At 46.6% G+C, this 17872-nt stretch carries 13 protein-coding genes; 9 read left to right on the top strand and 4 right to left on the bottom strand.

The genetic code is table 11. From position 1 onward, the window contains the following. Positions 1-109 precede the first annotated feature (109 nt). The gene (locus FE296_RS12790) at positions 110-1039 is read right to left on the bottom strand and encodes a response regulator (protein ID WP_124116756.1); all 930 of its coding nucleotides are present in this window, start codon (positions 1037-1039) and stop codon (positions 110-112) included. 330 nt (positions 1040-1369) lie between these two features. Here FE296_RS12790 and FE296_RS12785 point away from each other — a divergent pair, with 330 nt between their 5' ends. Beyond that, positions 1370-2806 carry an alanine/glycine:cation symporter family protein gene (locus FE296_RS12785; protein WP_150365136.1) on the top strand — a complete coding sequence of 479 codons (1437 nt, stop codon included), beginning with the start codon at positions 1370-1372 and terminating at the stop codon, positions 2804-2806. 149 nt (positions 2807-2955) lie between these two features. Here FE296_RS12785 and FE296_RS34025 read toward each other — a convergent pair whose 3' ends face one another. Beyond that, positions 2956-3414 carry a methyl-accepting chemotaxis protein gene (locus FE296_RS34025; protein ID WP_223868868.1) on the bottom strand — a complete coding sequence of 153 codons (459 nt, stop codon included), beginning with the start codon at positions 3412-3414 and terminating at the stop codon, positions 2956-2958. A 664-nt stretch (positions 3415-4078) separates the two neighbouring features. Here FE296_RS34025 and FE296_RS12775 point away from each other — a divergent pair. Next, a complete protein-coding gene (locus FE296_RS12775; RefSeq protein WP_150365135.1) occupies positions 4079-4771 on the top strand; it encodes a Crp/Fnr family transcriptional regulator in 693 nt (230 codons plus the stop codon). Positions 4772-4908: 137 nt separating this feature from the next. Here FE296_RS12775 and pepT read toward each other — a convergent pair whose 3' ends face one another. After that, positions 4909-6147 carry a peptidase T gene (gene pepT / locus FE296_RS12770; RefSeq protein ID WP_124116752.1) on the bottom strand — a complete coding sequence of 413 codons (1239 nt, stop codon included), beginning with the start codon at positions 6145-6147 and terminating at the stop codon, positions 4909-4911. A 411-nt stretch (positions 6148-6558) separates the two neighbouring features. Here pepT and FE296_RS12765 point away from each other — a divergent pair, with 411 nt between their 5' ends. Both FE296_RS12765 and FE296_RS12760 read left to right on the top strand, forming a co-directional pair. Further along, positions 6559-6750, top strand: a complete 192-nt coding sequence (locus tag FE296_RS12765) for a tautomerase family protein (RefSeq protein ID WP_017691642.1) — start codon at positions 6559-6561, stop codon at positions 6748-6750. A gap of 48 nt (positions 6751-6798) precedes the next feature. Beyond that, complete coding sequence (locus tag FE296_RS12760) at positions 6799-7833, top strand: NADH:flavin oxidoreductase/NADH oxidase (RefSeq protein ID WP_150365134.1); 1035 nt, start codon at positions 6799-6801, stop codon at positions 7831-7833. A gap of 273 nt (positions 7834-8106) precedes the next feature. Here FE296_RS12760 and FE296_RS12755 read toward each other — a convergent pair whose 3' ends face one another. After that, on the bottom strand, positions 8107-8874 hold the full coding sequence (locus tag FE296_RS12755; protein ID WP_150365133.1) for a class I SAM-dependent methyltransferase: 768 nt from the start codon (positions 8872-8874) through the stop codon (positions 8107-8109). Positions 8875-9182: 308 nt separating this feature from the next. On the opposite strand from FE296_RS12755, the gene FE296_RS12750 reads away from it, so the two are divergent. The 5 genes from FE296_RS12750 to FE296_RS12730 all read left to right on the top strand — a co-directional run bounded on the left by FE296_RS12750 (position 9183) and on the right by FE296_RS12730 (position 16996). After that, positions 9183-9557 carry an SRPBCC family protein gene (locus FE296_RS12750; RefSeq protein WP_124116912.1) on the top strand — a complete coding sequence of 125 codons (375 nt, stop codon included), beginning with the start codon at positions 9183-9185 and terminating at the stop codon, positions 9555-9557. Between the two features lie 240 nt (positions 9558-9797). Further along, positions 9798-12884, top strand: coding sequence for a hybrid sensor histidine kinase/response regulator (locus FE296_RS12745; RefSeq protein WP_124116748.1), 3087 nt, complete (start codon positions 9798-9800; stop codon positions 12882-12884). 75 nt (positions 12885-12959) lie between these two features. Continuing rightward, a complete protein-coding gene (locus FE296_RS12740; protein ID WP_223868861.1) occupies positions 12960-14156 on the top strand; it encodes a response regulator in 1197 nt (398 codons plus the stop codon). Between the two features lie 36 nt (positions 14157-14192). Further along, positions 14193-15539 (top strand): cryptochrome/photolyase family protein, encoded by a 1347-nt coding sequence (locus tag FE296_RS12735; RefSeq protein ID WP_150365131.1) that lies wholly within the window; start codon positions 14193-14195, stop codon positions 15537-15539. A 281-nt stretch (positions 15540-15820) separates the two neighbouring features. Continuing rightward, the gene (locus FE296_RS12730) at positions 15821-16996 is read left to right on the top strand and encodes an acyltransferase (RefSeq protein ID WP_124116745.1); all 1176 of its coding nucleotides are present in this window, start codon (positions 15821-15823) and stop codon (positions 16994-16996) included. Positions 16997-17872 lie beyond the last annotated feature (876 nt).

The following is a 17872-nucleotide window of genomic DNA, read 5'->3' as shown; positions in this document are numbered from 1 at the left end:
GACGGGCATGAATATAGCCGGTATGGACAGCCTCAGTTGAAGAGGCGGTATCCTACCGGCGTAATATTCATGCCCGTTTGTTTTTGTATCGTATCCATCATGCATCTGTTTAATGCAGCAACCGTTTGGCTTCCAAATATAATACCTGTACGAACTTTTTTGTATTAATGCGTGTCTGGGACAAGGAAGGCTCCACATTGTTTTGCAGCTCCAGCATTTTCTTGCGAATTTCGGTAAAATCAAAAAATTTGGATGCATAGTTCTCGAACTTGGGATGTGTATAATCGGTTAATCCCAGAGAAACCACATGGCTCAGCGTCTGGAAGATGGCCCTGCGAACACGTTGTTCCGATGCCTTGATCTCCTTGTTAATCTCTGCAAGTGTGGCGTTCTCTCCCAGCTTGCGTATCGCTACGTTCTGAAAGATGTCTTTGAGAGACGGGAACGTATAAGGGGACAGCTTATGCTCATCTGTCTCTACCTGCTCCAGATATTCCAGCATGTCCAGCAGATCCCTGCTGCCCGCTTCGCCGATCATGCCCATCTCGGACAGCAGGAAATGTCCTGCAGTCGTAATTGTTTTGTCCGGAACCGGAGCAGCAGCACGTTCGGTAGAATTCAAACCGGACAATCCCTGCAATGTCCGCTGAATATCAGCGATGGATTGCTGCATTCGAAGCCTTTCGCTCACCAGCCGCAGAACAGATAGAATCTCTAACCGGTTAATCGGCTTCGTAATATAATATTCAATGCCTAGCGAATAGGCCTCGCCGATCATATTTTTCGACTCGATCTGGGAGATCATGACGATCTTGCCCTCGAACCTTCCTTCAAGCGCCTGCACGGTCTGAATCCCGTCTCGTTGTGGCATCAGCAGATCAATCAGAAGAACATCCACCTTATGCAGTTCCAACAGTTCCGCGTGAATATGTGCTCCGTCCTCAGCTTCCCCGGCAATATCGCCAAGGCCTTCATCCTCAATAATATCCATCAACATGGAACGAACGCCAGGATCATCATCCACGATAAAATAACGCATGTCAGTCATTCCCTTTCTCTGCGAATGGTGTGATTGATAAATCTATGGTAAAGGCGGTTATGTCCGCCATGAACTCTCGTTCCAGTGTAATCGTTCCTTTCCTTCTTGCATAGAACCTGACATGTCAGGTTAAATGACAATGATTGGGCGATCAAAGCCCATTTTTAAAATAAATGTATAAATTGCATGTAGGTATTTGTCGATTTCCGTAGATGCCCTTGTAGTATAAGTAACATCCCAAAGTCTGGGGCTAGTGTTGTGCAGAATGGTACAAACTTTTCACGTGACTCATCTCTGTGCTTGAAATTCATCATAAAAAGGGGCATACCGATGGAGCAAACAATACAAGATATTGTCGGCATTTTCAATGATTTTCTATGGTCCAAAGTGTTAATTATACTATTGGTAGTATGTGGTATATACTTCACCACCAAGACCCGGTTCATGCAATTCCGCATGATTGGAGATATGGTGAAGGTGCTTCTAGAGCCGAAAAGCAAGGAACCAGGGAAAATTTCACCTTTTCAGGCGTTCTGTATTAGTATGGCGGCCCGTGTAGGTACAGGGAATATTACCGGTATTGCACTGGCTATCGCACTGGGGGGACCTGGTGCTATATTCTGGATGTGGATCATTGCAATTATCGGGTCAGCCTCCAGTTTTGTGGAGAGTACGTTGGCTCAGATCTATAAAGTGAAGGATAAGGGCGGATTCCGCGGCGGTCCTGCATATTATATGGAACGTGGGTTGGGCAAACGCTGGATGGGGATTTTATTTGCCGTTCTCATTACGCTTTCATTTGGTTTGGTCTTTAATGCGGTGCAGTCTAACACGATTACCGTTGCATTTGAGAACTCATTTGGTACGGATCGCTTAACGATAGGGATCATTATGGCTGTGGTATTTGCAGGAATTATTATGGGCGGTGTCAAACGTATTGCAAAAGCGTCGGAATACATCGTCGTTGTGCTTGCTGTATTGTACATTGGGGTGGCGGCTTTTGTGGTGCTGGCGAACATTACCCAGCTTCCGGCCATGATTGCGTTAATTGTGAAAAGTGCCTTCGGCATCGAACAGGTGGCTGGCGGAACGTTGGGCGCTGCACTGATGAACGGTGTGAAACGCGGATTGTTCTCCAATGAGGCAGGCATGGGTAGTGCCCCGAATGCTGCTGCAACAGCGGATACGACACATCCGGTGAAACAGGGACTTATTCAGGCGTTTGGCGTGCTGACAGATACCTTGGTGATATGTACAAGCACCGCCATGATTATTTTGCTATCAGGAGTGTACAAAGGCTCCAGTCTGGGTGGCATTGAGTTAACTCAGGCTGCATTAAGTGTACATATTGGTTCATGGGCATCGGGATTCCTAGCGGTTATGGTATTCCTGTTTGCCTTCAGTACACTAATCGGAAATTATTACTACGGAGAAACCAACATTGAGTTTATCAAATCCAACAAAGTTTGGCTGTGGGTATACCGTATTTGCGTCATCGTGATGGTGGTGTTTGGCGCAGTTGCCAAAGTTCAGCTAGTGTGGGATTTGGCTGACCTGTTCATGGGGCTGATGGTGGTGGTGAACCTGATTGCCATCCTGATGTTATCCAAGGTAACCTTTGAAGCGCTGAAGGACTACAAGAAACAGAAGGCTGAAGGGCGTGACCCCGTCTTTACGCGTGACCGGATTCACATTCCGGGTGAAGTGGAATGCTGGCAGTCGGAAGAAGAAGTTATTGGAGATAAATCAATACATGTAGCCAATTAAGATTTCATCTGAATACCGTTGGTTATATACAAATGGACATAACAAAAAAACAGGACTTGGATTATCCATCATGGGCAACCCGAGTCCTGTTTGTTGCATATAAGATGTATCTTCACACGAGTTGAAGTCCATCTGGATATACATATAATTTATTTATTAACCGAATAGCTAATCAGTTGCTCGGACAGAGCTTTCATTCGCTCGCCTGTTTCATTAAGCTGCTCAATCACATCCGTAAAGGAGGATACAAGCGTTGCTTGTTCCTGTGAAGAGGCTGCAATCTGAGAGACTTCAACTTCCATTTGTTTGATGACCAGTTGTACATCTCTCAGACTGGTATCGATATCACTTGTAGCTTGTTTGGCATCCACAGAGAGTTTGCGAACTTCCGAAGCAACCACACCGAAGCCGGCACCAGCTTCACCAACACGAGCGGCTTCAATAGCGGCATTCAGGCCAAGCAAGTTGGTTTGCTCAGAGATTTCACGAATGAACCCGGCTACTTTGTTGATTTGGGAAGAGTTCTGAACAGCAAGTCTTGTGTTCTGCAAGATCTGTTCACTGGTTGCTTGCAATTCTTCGGCATGAGCAGCGACATGCTGCACCATATCAACGAGGTTACCATTGATGGTTTGATTTTCTTGTATAATATCCTCAAGTTGGTTCTGGTTAGATTGGTCGTAAGATACACAGAAAACAGCAACAACTTTCTGGTGATCATCAAAGATCGGAATGTTCAGAATATCCAGTTCGATACCATAAACGTCCTTAGAGAGAGTAGCGAGGGTAGCTTCTCTTCCGTTTTTTAAGATGGCAAAGTTTTGATACGATTCCAAGAGTGGCATTCCTTTTTCAAAACCAAGGTCAAACTTGTCGGTGGTAATAACCTCCAATACCTTTTCGTGATCATATACAGTTAAACTAGCTGGTTCTCTAAGGATCAGGCTGATATAAGGCATTACTTTAAGCAGGGCATCTACAACGTTCATGGAAGAGGACCATCCTTTCAATATTTGAATGTATTATTTTTAACGATCTATGGAATGCTCTATCTTTCATCGGACGGAAATGGCTATTCGTGAACGGCATTTTGCATGAAAGAATGAACATTTTATGATTAAATTTTAAAATATTTCCCAGTTGAACTGTTTTACTGGATATAAGTGTTAGTTGTAACTATTTTTATATCAAGATATTTGTACGAATGTATATTAATTATGGGACATATGTCCTTTTACATACGTTATATACGACAACGGAGGGGAAGTCGGAATGAAAGAAATCATGGACTTTGGACTTGTGCGGCAACTCGCTCGTGAGAATGGGTTGGATCAGGTGCTGGACGAGCCTGCACTCGCTGAGTTGCGACTACTTGAGGCTGCGAAGGGCGAGATGATATGTGCCAAAGGTGAACGACCCGAGCGATTGTATTTTCTCGTGCAGGGCAAGCTCAAGATCTATACCACCTTGCCTAACGGGAATTCTCTGTTGCTTCGTTTCAGTACACCACTTGCGCTTGTGGGAGATTTGGAATTGGTGAATGGCAAGGAGGCTATGAATACGGTAGAGTCTGTGAGCAAAAGCCTGCTGCTGGGTATCAGCTACCGCTCTCTCCAGAATTCGTATGCAGAGAATCCTAAATTTCTCCACTTTATGCTGAGTCAAGTTACGCACAAATTGTATACTTTTTCCAACCTGTCGAGTCTGAATATGTTATATCCGGTCGAGAGCCGATTTGCCAGCTATCTGTTGTCCACAATGGGCCAGGACGAGTCTTCTTCGGAAGAGATCCAGACTTCCAAGCTCACCGAACTGGCCGATATGCTGGGCACCAGCTATAGACATCTTAATAGAGTTGTTCAAGATCTGTGTAATCGAAATATTATTCGCAAAGTGCAGCGAAAGCTAGTGATCTGTGATCTTGAACAGTTGCGTGTCATCGCAGGAGGCAATATATATGAGTGATGGCATTTTAAAATAAAGACCAAGCCTGCAATATCTATGCGACATAACGCAACACAACAAAATACAATACGGCACAACAAAGAGCACCCTCCCGAATATACCAAGGGGTGCTCTTTTTGCTCTGCACTTTAAGTGAATTAGATATCTCCGCGTTGCTCGAACAATTGAGCGATCTCTACAATGACACGGGTGGCCTTCACCATATTGTCTACCGATACATATTCAAATTTGCCGTGGTAGTTCTCACCACCAGTGAAGATATTTGGTGTTGGCATGCCCATATAGGATAGTTGGGAACCGTCTGTTCCTCCCCGGATGGGGCGAATAACAGGTTCGATGTCCAGTCGTGTCATGGCTTCATGGGCAATGTCGACGATCTGGCGTACGGGTTCAATTTTCTCACGCATGTTATAGTACTGGTCATTCAATTCAACCGTGATGCTTTTCTCTCCATACTTGGTCTTCAGTTCGTTCGCGATATTCAATAGATTTGTTTTGCGCTCTTCAAACTTCTCCCGGTCGAAATCACGGATGATGTAGCTCATCTTTGTCAGTTCAACGTCACCCTCCAGAGACAACAGATGGTAGAAACCATCATAACCGTCCGTGAATTCAGGAGCTTCCTCCACAGGCAGGCGTCGATTCAATTCCATCGCAATTTTCAGGGAGTTCACCATCTTATCCTTCGCTGTTCCGGGATGCACATTGGTGCCTCGTACAGTGATTTTAGCGGCAGCTGCGTTAAAGCTCTCGTATTCCAGTTCACCCAGCGGTCCGCCATCGACCGTGTACGCATATTTGGCTCCAAAAGCAGCTACATCAAACTTGTGCGGTCCACGGCCAATCTCTTCATCCGGGGTAAAAGCAACCCGAATCTTACCGTGTTTCACTTCCGGGTGTTCAATCAGATAGGCCATCGCGGTCATAATCTCGGCAATGCCTGCCTTATTATCTGCACCAAGCAACGTTGTACCATCGGTTGTGATCAGGGTGTGGCCTTTATACTCGTGCAGTTCCGGGAAATCCTTGTTAGACAGTACTACATCCAGCTCCGAGTTCAGCACAATGTCAGCACCATCATAGTTATCGATAACCTGTGGTTTGACATTTTTGCCAGTAAAGTCGGTCGCTGTATCGAGGTGAGCCAGGAAACCAATTACGGGAACATCCTTGTCGGTATTGGATGGCAGTGTAGCCATGACATAACCATTCTCATCCATCGTCACATCTTGCAGACCAATGGAGGTACATTCTTCAACGAGCAGTTTGCCCAAGGCCAGTTGGCCGGGTGTGGAAGGGCATGTCTCGCTATTTTCATCGGATTGGGTATCCATCTGAACATAAGTACTCAGTCTTTGAATTAATATATCTTTCATATAATAACCTCTCCCTAGCTTGAGTAGTATTTAAGTTGAGCTACTTGTTTTACACTGATCCACTATGAGGCCAGAATAACCTACTGATCGCTGTTATCCCCAGATTTTTTGATCCACTTTTACAAAGGTGAAATCTGAGGATAAAGGCGAACGATCCGCTTCTACAGGTTATTTCTGCCCTCTCCGTTATCGTGTAACCGTTAGTCACAACTTATGTAAATTGGGTATAGTAATTATTGTGGTTCTCTATGGTTATCATATCATGTTTTGCAGTCATTTCCAGAATGGGGTAGATCGGAAATAGGAGGATGATTAGGTATCAAAAAGGGTACCAAGGCACAAAAATGTACGTACTTGTGTTTCCATACGTCAGGTTCATAATAAATGATGAAGAAAGGATGGGTTCTAGACATGCCATTTATCACGGTTAAGGTACTGGAAGGCAAGTCGGTCGAGCAGAAACGTCAGTTGATTGAACGTATGACTCAGGTGGCTTGTGAGACACTGGATGTTGATCCGAGCAAAGTCTTTATCTTCATTGAGGATTTGGAGAAGGACAATTACGGTAAGAACGGAAAACTGTTTTCGGACTTAGACAAATAAGAAAGGCTTCATATATATCATGATCATGGAACAGGAGATGTAACATCAATGACTGAACAATTATTTTCCCCTTATCAATTCAAGAGTCTGCAATTAAATAACCGTGTCGTCATGGCACCAATGTGCCAATATTCTGTCACTGCGAAGGACGGCATTCCGAACGATTGGCATCAGGTTCACTATGTGAGCCGTGCGGTTGGGGGAACAGGACTGATTGTAATCGAGATGACCGATGTAGATCCGGATGGTCGTATTACGGATAATGACTTGGGTATATGGTCAGATGAGCATGTGCCTGCCTTCACCAAACTGGTAGACGGAATCCATGCCTACGGCTCCAAAGTAGCCATTCAGATCGCACATGCGGGACGAAAAGCAGAGGATGCAACGCAGCCGGTTGCTCCTTCGGTAGTCACATTCCCGGGAGAAAAGTACAAGGAGCCGCGTGCGTTAAGCACGGAAGAGGTAGAAGCTATGGTGCAGAAGTTTGCAGACGGTGTTCGCCGCGCAGTCCAGGCTGGAGTGGATACCATTGAGCTGCATGGCGCACACGGATACCTGATCCACCAGTTCCATTCCCCGCTGATGAACCATCGTGAGGATGTATATGGGCAGGATCTGTCCCGTTTCGGCGTTGAAGTCATTCGGGCAGTGAAAAAAGAAATGCCAGCAGACATGCCGCTGATTATGCGGGTTTCAGCTGTCGAATACGCGGATGGCGGGTATGATATCGACCACACCATCAATATCGCTCGTGCCTACCAAGATGCTGGGGTAGACATGTTCCATATCAGTTCAGGTGGCGAAGGACCTTCGGGACAGCGGAAACCGGGGAACTATCCGGGGTATCAGGTACCATTTGCCCGTCGCTTCCGTGAAGAACTTAACGTTCCTGTCATCGCAGTGGGTATGCTGGAGGATGCAGCATTGGCTCAGGCGGTGATTGGAAACGGCGACGCGGATCTGGTTGCCGTGGGCAGAGGCATGCTGCGTGATCCGTACTGGGCGAACCATGCCGCTCTGGAACTGGGTGTCAGCAAGGATCAAGCTGCCATTGCGGAGCAATATTCTCGTGGATACTAATTTGCTCTAAATATATTTACACTTGCCACTCCGAGGACAGAATAACCTTCCGATCGCTGTTATCCTCAGATTTTTTGAATCACTTTTTCAAAGGTGAAAATCTGAGGATAAAGGCGAACGCTCCGCTTCTTCATGTTATTTCTGTCCTCTTCGTTTTCGTGTAAATGTTAGGACAAATTTATATAGTAAAAAAGGCCACAGCAGGGGTTACACCTTATGCTGTGGCCTAATTTTGTATAGTGGGAAGCATAGCATCCAATTATGGATGGTTGACTACGCTCTTCGAGTTGCTTCATATACGAATTTTTGATTCGACTGTGTGGGTGGCTGATCCGGGTTAAAGTCGGCGTACACTTTAATGTCAGAGAAACCAATGTTTTCGAGAATGAGGCGTAACTCTTCTATGCCGTACCAACGTAGAGTGAGTTGTTGCAGCTCCGTAGCAACAAGAGAACCCTGATGCCATTGTTCGTAGCGGATCAGACTCACTTTGTACTGTTGAAGAAGGTTCACTTCAATGGTTTTCACTTCTACCGTGATTGTATCGCCATCGGGTAATGAAACGGTTGATGTTTCCACAGAAGAGGGTTGTGTCACATCGGGCAGAAACAGATCAAACACGAGCTTGCCGCCAGGTTCTAAATGCTGAAATAGACTACGTAATACGTTAATCGACGCCTGTCTGTCTTGGATGAGGAGCAGAGAACCTCCGGGAATGATAATTGCCTCGTATCGATATGGAAGGTCAAGCTTCTCCAGATCGGCAACGAACAGTTCAGGCATGGGTAATGCCCGCTCCATACAACGAGAACGGCAAGAGTTGATCATATCGGTTGAAGAATCAATTCCATCCACCTTCAAGCCTGCTTCAAGCAAAGGAATAAGCACTCGGCCTGATCCCGACATGGCTTCAAGGATACGTCCTTTGCAGCGCTGAAGATAATGGCGATAGAATTCAATGTCTCCTCCCAAGGAGTGTCCCACAGGTTTCGTGAGATCATAAACGGCGGTGCATAATGGACCGTAATAACTGAATGACATAGTATAGGTGTCCCCCACATTTTGATATAATGAATTGCAAACGTGGAAGGGAACTCGTTAAGATTATCCCTTCCGGCAACGGTTGGAATTGGAATTTTCAGAGCAGACTATCATAGGAATCACGCGCCTTTTATGTAGTATATTCCAATTATGGGTGGTGTCACAGTTGGGGTCAACACCTTTTTTGGTCGTTATGTGAACCCATTTGACATGAATCTTAAAATCTCAAACAATGAATAAATATATCCAAGGAGGCGATACAAGTGGATTCATCATCAAGTGCACTGCCAGATATCCAGCAGGAACTTATGCTCCATGCACCTGTAGAGAAAGTGTGGGAGATGGTCTCGACCGAGCAGGGACTGAAAACCTGGTTCATGCCGGGCAATCTGGAACCCGTGGAAGGTCACGAGTTTATATTGGAAGCAGGCCCCTTCGGCCAATCACCATGTCAGGTGACGGAAGTTCTTCCGCTGCACAAGCTGTCATTTCGCTGGGGTAAGGACTGGACGTTGACGTTCCAACTGGATGAACAGTCCGAAGGTACGGATTTCACACTGATTCACAGCGGTTGGGATGCGGATAAACTGACCGAGTTTGGACAGGCCCACGCTATCGTACGCGAACGTATGGAACAGGGATGGGCCGGAATCGTTCAGAAGCTTGCCCAAGTTGTTAAATAAATCTTCATTCAATCAACCCCAGGCCATTTCGCCCGTTCATTCCGGTGAAATTTGGCCTGGGGTTTCTTGGTGTACCAAGAGCTGGCGGAAACAGATAGAGATCCTTCAAATTATAAAGAAGTTGACCGATTATGATACGGAAACTATTTCCGTGAGCACCAGAAACGTGTAACATGAATTATAGTGATAAATCGACAAAATTAGACGTCTCTCGCCATTGTGGATGGAAGGAATACATAGATGAGAAAACACTGGATTATGCTGACCATAAGTTTCATATGCATTGTCATTGTTCCACTGGGTTGGATCGCCCAGACATTAATTAGCGAGCGGAGTAACCCCCAGGCTACAAATGGGAAAATTGACCTGACCCAATGGGACTTTGATCGCAATGGTGCAGCGTCTCTAAAGGGTGTCTGGGATTTCTACCCTGGGCAGTTGCTGAGTCCGGCAGATATTGAAGCAAGTGTATCCGGTCGCAAGCCTTTGCCGGCTTCGTATGGCACTCAGGTTCCTGCCCGATGGAACAAATCTTTGGGTCAGGCCCATGGGTATGGAACCTATCATTTGCAAGTTCAGCTTACACCCCGGACGATGAAAAACGATTATGGCATACGCACGCAGAATATACGCATGGCTCACCGGGTATTTATCGATGGTAAAGAGATAGGTGGTAAAGGCCTGCCAGGAAAGACGAAGGCGACAGATATACAATTAAATCTGCCCTTTACAGGATTCACGTCCATTGAGGGCAACACGGCTGACATTATCATTCAGGTATCGAACTATAGTTATTCTTCCGGGGGCATTATAGCGCCCATTTTGTTTGGGGACGAGCATAGTATTCTGAAAAGCCAGCAACAAGGTTGGCTCAAGGATCTGATGGCCTTATTCGGTTTTATCTTGCCTGCCGCCTTTTTTCTACTTCTGTTCAGATTACGAAGTACGGAGAAGGAGCTTCGTTTTCTCGGATTATTCAGCCTTTCTGGTGCGGTGTACGCTTTGACACATGGGGAGAAGTTACTGGGTACGTTTGTACCGTTCCTGACCAACAATGAGATGCTTCGGATTCAGCTTCTTAGTTCAGCCTTTGCCTATTACTTTTTGCTTCGGTATATGGATGCCCGGGTGCCAGGAGCAGTTCATCAGTGGTTTGTACGTCTGGCTGTCGTGCTAATCGTTACCCAGACCATTGTGGGTCTTACGCTTCCTCCGGCTCTATTCTCCATGCTTGAGCTTCCCATGTTGCTGATCTCGCTTGTTGTCATGCTTTATACGCTGCGAGCCATGTTCTATTGGTTAAAAGGACGACCGAATGATAGCCACTTTGCACTCGTGAGCATGATGAGCATACTCATGGTTGTTGTGTTGTATACGCTTGGTGCGTTCACTACCCTAGACACAGCGTTCTTTGCGCTGATTGAACTTTTATTATTTGTATTTGCCCAGATGATTGTCACCGCAATCCGTTTCGCACAATCATTCCGAGACGTGGAAGCCCTGTCGGAGCGTTTGCTGGCCATCGACAGCCTGAAGGACGAGTTCATGGCGAACACGTCTCATGAGCTGCGAACCCCCCTGCACGGCATCATTAATATTGCGCAATCCATGCTGGAAGGGGCGGCCGGAGCAGTCACGCCCAAGCAAGCGAAGAATCTGTCCATGATTACTTCGACCGGAAAGCGTCTTTCGCTGCTGGTTAACGATATTTTGGATTTTTCCAAATTGAAAAATAGTGAGATTGAGTTGAAACGGGTAGCTGTTGATCTGGAATCTGTTGCTCGTACTGTAGTTGAAGTCTCGGGTTTCACGTTTGAGGACAAGCCGGTTATATTGATTCAGCAATGGCCCCAGTCGTTGCCACTTGTTGAGGCAGACGAAGATCGCCTCCGACAAGTTTTGTATAACTTGCTGGGTAACGCCTATAAGTACACTGAGCAGGGTGAGATTCGATTGTACGCTAGTGTTGAAGGAGATTGGGTGAAGGTATCGGTCGCTGATACAGGGGTAGGTATTGCCTTGGACAAACAGGAGGATATCTTTCAGGCATATGAGCAGAGTAACGGCACGATCGAGCGATTGAATAATGGAACCGGACTGGGTCTGAGCATTACGCGAAAACTCGTTGAGCTTGGCGGTGGTGAGATCTGGGTTGAATCGGAGCCGGGGCAAGGTTCGACCTTTCATTTCACCTTGCCTGTTATGAAGCTGCCGTTACTGCAATCTCATTCGAAACCAGCTGCAGCCCGATATGTTGCTGCACAGGGCGCAGGGGCGAAGGAGCTTGTGACAAGAGAGTCAGATGAGCAGGATGATCTTATGGAAGCGGAGCATACGATTCTGATTGTAGACGATGACCCCGTGAATCGACAGGTATTGCTTAACCTATTGTCGACGGAACGGTATCGTGTGATTGCAGCGGACAGCGGGTCCACTGCATTGAAACTCCGTGAGGAGTTCCCGTCCATTGATCTGGTTATTACGGACTGGATGATGCCTAAGATGTCCGGGCTTGAGTTATGTCGTAAACTACGCGAGCACAGTTCCTTGTCTGAGTTACCGATTCTGATGCTGACCGCCCGCGGGTTGCCTGAGGATATCAAACACGGATTCCAGGCGGGAGCCAATGACTTCCTGAGCAAACCGGTGGATGCCGGTGAATTGCGTGCCCGTGTTCGGACGTTAATTGAGATGCGGAGTTCTGTGCAGGAAGCTATTCGGACGGAAATGGCCTTTTTGCAGGCCCAGATCAAGCCGCACTTTCTATATAATGCACTCAATGTCATTATCGCGACCTGTGCAGTGAATCCGGACAAAGCAACCGATCTGCTGATTGAATTGAGTCATTACCTGCGCGGAAGTTTTGACTTCCAGAACAGGGAGCAGCTTGTTCCTTTGACCAAAGAGCTGGAATTGGTGGAGTCTTATGTGCATCTGGAACAGGCGAGATTTGAGGAAAGACTGGTGGTTGAGTATGAGGTGGAATCGGACGTTCATCTGTATCTGCCACCTCTCAGTATTCAGCCACTTGTGGAGAATGCCATTCGCCATGGTGTGATGGAGCGGGCAGCCGGCGGGACAGTTCATCTTAGGATTTTCAAAGAGAGCGAGCATGTAGTCGTACAGGTCCAGGATGATGGTGTAGGTATCCCTCCTGAGCGTATGGCTCAGGTCAAGTCTGGGCGCACCGAAGGTCCGGGAGGTGTTGGGCTGCAAAATATAAACCGTCGCCTGATGTCTCTCTATGGTCAGGGACTGGAGATTCATAGCCATGTGGGTAAAGGTACGCAGATCCGATTCCGTATCCCTGTGCAAAAGGTGGATTAATCCAATTAATGTGCCGAGTGAAGCAATTATGGTTAACAGACTAATAAGCGGATGCCGATAAAATCGGTATTCCTATTGAATCTTTCATGGCAGGAGGCTGAAAGAACGGTGAGAGCCATTGTGATCGATGATGAGAAGCCAGCGCAGCTTCATCTGGAGCGACTACTACGAACGGACGGACGAATTACACCCGTGCAATGTTTTTCGACAGCTCGTGATGGTCTGCATTTTCTGGCAAAGGAACGTGTAGATGTTGTATTTTTGGACATTGGAATGCCGGAGATGAATGGCCTGGAAGCGGCTGAATATATACAGCAATTGGATCAGAGTATTCGTATTATCTTTGTTACGGCTTATGCGGACCATGCAGTGGAAGCATTTGAGCTGCATGCACTGGATTATGTACTGAAACCGGTTAGCTCAACCCGATTGGCCAAAACCGTTGATCGAATCGCGGGCATAATGTCGCATAATTCCCAAGTTGCAGCCACCGCCGAGGTACAGGGATCGGAACCCATACCTGTGGAGTTGGATACTGAAGTTCCGGGGCTGCTAACGTTCAAACATCTGGATATCTACAGAAGTTTGGATCAGGGTGCCAAGAAACATAAGTGGCGCACAACCAAATCACAGGAATTGTTTGCTTTTTTGTTTCATCACAGGGAAGAATGGGTAAGCAAGGAGATTCTGCTGGATAAGCTATGGGGTGATGTTTCCCAAGAAAAGGGATTAACCCATCTACATACTTCTGTGTACCAGATTCGAAAGCTGCTTAGGGAATGGAACATGACAGGCAAGCTGGAGTACAATATGAACCGTTATCGTCTGTTATCAGGCAATCTGGTAAGTGATGTGGATCAATTTGAAAAAGCCATGGTCTACAACGTCATCACATCAGACAATATTGGTGACTTGAGGCATATGATTCCGCTTTATCGTGGCGATTATCTGGAAGAGCATGACTATCGTTGGGCACAGGCCAAAGCAAGGGAACTCAGACGCAAGTATACAGCGCTGGTTATGGATATCGCGAGATGGGATATGGAGCATGGGCGTGGCAAGGAAGCGATTGAGCAATTAACGATATTGCAGGAACGGGAGCCTTATTCTGAAGAAATCTGCCGACTCATGATGGAAGTGTATGCATCCATGGATGATCAGCAAGGCATACTTCGTTTGTATCATTCATTTACATTGACATTAAATGAGGATCTGGGGTATCAGCCGGAGCCCGAAACAAGCAGGTTATATCAGAACCTGACGGACAAATAAATGTATGTAACGTAAGCTCAGACAGGAGGGTGAGGCATGAAGCTTTTCATACACCGCAAAGACTTGCGAACGGATGATCTGGCTGCATTCGATTATTTGCGGGAAAACCAAGAAGAGAGTGTGCATGTTCTCATCCATGATCCATTCCTCCTGCGGCAAGGCCGAGAGAAGGAACACAGCGGTGTGAATTTCAGGCAGCATGCAGCGGAATTAGGCAGACGTTATTTTGAAGCCAAACGAAATCTGCATGTTGCTTATGGCAAACCCGCTGAAGTGGTTGAATTCATCCTGAACGAATTCAAAGGTGAGATTGACGAGATTGTGGTCCATCGGGACATGACGCCATATGCAATCGAACGGGATAGGGCCATACGCAAAGTCAGTGAGGCGCACGAGGTTTCGTTCACACAACTGACGGATCATCTGCTGATGGATCTGAATGGATTTGCCAATTTTACAGGCAAGTCGGAGCCATATAAGGTATTTGCGGCTTTCCATCGGCGGTGGGTGGAATTCATGAATGAACATCCCAACCCTCCTTCGGCAACAACGGTTGCAGAGCTGAAGGTGAGTGATCGTCAGATTGAATGGCCGAATGCAATGGAGGTACCTCCGGAGTTGCTGGAGGGCAGTGGTTCGAGTGACGAGGACCCGCATCTGCTATTGGATCAATTTTTGTTGGATCGAATTGCTGAATATGGGGATCATCGGGACGAATATGAGGCTTACGAGCCAAGTCATCTCAGTTCTTACGTGGCTGTGGGGGCTGTATCCATTCGCAAAATGTATGATGCGGCGAGTCGCACGGCAGAAGCGGGGGAATGGATCAGGCAGTTGTGCTTCCGCGACTTCTATCTGTATCGTGCAGTTTATGAGAGTCACTATTTTACATATGAAAAGGTGTACGATCTATCGGCTCTCCATGATGATCACTTTGAACGGTGGTGCAAGGCGGAGACAGGCATTCCGATTATTGATGCAGCGATGACGGAACTGAATGAAACCGGACATATGCCAAACCGGCTGCGGATTCTCACGGCGATGTTTCTCACCAAAAACCTGCAATGCCCATTCACCTTGGGTGAAGCTTATTTCAGGCGCAAGCTGAGTGACTATGATAACATTCAAAACCGTGGTAACTGGTTATGGTGTGCTTCGCTTGGTGAGAATGCGGCTCCATATTTTCGGGTGAACAATCCAGTAACGCAATCCGAGAAATATGATCCGCAAGGTGATTATATTCGCAAGTGGTTACCCGAATTGAAGGATCTGCACAGCAAGGATATCCATCAGCCGCGCAAGGATGCCATTGTTGATCTGAAGGCATCGAGACAGGCAGCTATTGACGTATATAAACAGATTCTGGCGAGTCGTGGAAAGTAGACTCAGTCAGGGGCGTGATCATGCCCAAACCCAAATTTACCATTCTCATCCGGTTGATCCAATATTCATTTGGTTGTGAGCAGGATGTTCCACAGACCGCGTACTCGCGGTCTTTTTTACATATATAGACATGAAAATAGTGTGAAATGTGTTGAAAATTTAGGAATTGTTAAGAAAATGGACTATCCATCTTAAGCATTATGGCTTTTAATAGATAGAGAGCTTTATTGTATTAAGTCATATCTGACATATTGACGAACACATTAAGGAGAAACGTAAACATGAGTGAAACACTGAAAAGAGAGCGAATCCCGGAGCTGAATCTGGTGCGTGCCATGGCAATTATCGGCGTACTGTGCGTGCATTCCACGTCCTATGCCACGGTGGATATGACGGGTTCAGGCTACTACTGGCTGTACAACTTTATTAATATCTTTATGAAATATGGTACGCCAACCTTTATTTTTATGAGCAGTTTTGTACTGTTCTATAACTATTATTCCCGTCCGCTGGATAAGAAACTAGTGAGTAACTTCTACAAGAAAAGATTTGTGTATATTTTGCTCCCGTATTTCCTGTTTTCATTAATGTATTTTGTGTTGCTGCATTTCACGCATTATCAGGGCCGACCTTTCGGCGAATCGGCAGTAAGTTTTATCACGAAATTGTTTACAGGTAAGGCCTATACACATCTGTACTTTGTGTTTATTAACATGCAATTTTATCTGTTATTCCCATTGGTGTTATGGTTGCTTAAGAAATATCCTTCTGTGGTAAAATGGTCTGTTCCGATTGGACTATTGATTCAATGGGCATTCATCGTAAGTAATAAATATGGATTCCAGGTACCCAACAAGGGAAGCTGGGCTTTCTCGTACTTCTCTTATTTCATGCTGGGTGCCTTTATCGGGGTGTATTTCCCTAAAATCAAGCAATGGTTCGTCATCAGTCGGGCCAATGCAACCAAAGGGCGCGTAGCTTCATGGATTCTGCTCTGGGCGGTGTGGATCATTGCCGGACTTGGCCATGTGTATATCTATTATCTGCTTCGTCTGAAGATCGCAACGTATAACACACTATGGTATGAATTCTTCTGGAATGTTCATACCTTCGCTTGTGCGCTGGTCCTGATCCAGGTCGCTTATCTGCTCTATCGCAAAGGACCATCACTGATCGTGAAGCCGCTAAACCGGCTTGGAGCTCTGTCGTTTGGGATCTATCTGATCCATCCCTTCTTCCTGTTGGTGTATCGTGAATTTCCACCGCAAACAGGAGTCTCCTGGTTAGTGCATCTATGGTATGCCGGAGGATTCGGTGTAGCTCTAATCGCTTCGTGGATCGTCGTTGGATTGACGGCAAGGTTTGTTCCATATGCATGGGTCATCTTTGGCAATCTGCCAAAACCCAAACCACGTCTCGTCCCCCAACAGAACTCGGGCCAACTGGACGTTCGTTAAGATGTATTTCCAACACAGGAATAATAAACCGTTTCTTGGTCGACCTTAGGGGAGAGCAGGGAGCGGTTTTTTCGTCTATACAGATATGCGGGATGTGGGGAACGAGTGTTTCTTTTTCATGGTTGAGGGGTAATCATAAGGCGGAACGATAATACATTATGGATAACAGGATTAAGGTGAATATAATGACAACATGCGAAAAATGCGGGAGACCGATGCAAGATATATTGGAATATGTGGAACACATTCTTCACGAATGCAGTGAACAGACTCAGGAGTACAATTCGAAAGATTATCAGGCCTTTGGCCATGAGGGTGTTCGCGAGCAGATGTGATACAATAGAAAGAAACCGGATTCATACGGAACCGAGGTGACAACATGGAGACGGGTCCAGCCCCTTTCCGGCAAGGAAAGACGGAACAAGAAGCGCGACTGAGCAAAACGTGTATGTATTGCGGACAACAGCGGCCGATGTCCGAATTCCGGCGCAGAACCGGAAAGCGGGCAGGTCCCGGAGCCAGGCGGGGAGCCTGCCGCAGCTGTCGTCAGCTCGGTGGACAGGCTGACCACGAGTCAGGTTCAAGCGTCGGACGAACGAATGAACGGATGGAGCGTCAACAGGATGGCTTGGAGACACGTGCTGTTACTGCCAGACCCTCTGCATCTGCGAAAAATGAGGCAGGTCGTACCTCCCACGGCATGGAGCATGGAGCTGCTACGGTGTCTGAGTCTGACAAAATTCTGGTGTCTCAACCATCAGTAGACTCAAGTTCTTCGAATGACGATGAAGGCGCTGAGTTGGTGACTTCGCCCCCCTCTTCTTCGGGTATACGCAAAAAGAGGAGAAGACGGAGGAAGAGCAAGCGATCGGAGAG

The sequence above is a fragment of the Paenibacillus sp. UASWS1643 genome (assembly GCF_008693195.1).
GTDB lineage: Bacteria > Bacillota > Bacilli > Paenibacillales > Paenibacillaceae > Paenibacillus > Paenibacillus amylolyticus_B.
The sequence above is the reverse complement of the archived record's forward strand: the minus strand, read 5'-3'. Positions and strand labels throughout refer to the sequence as shown.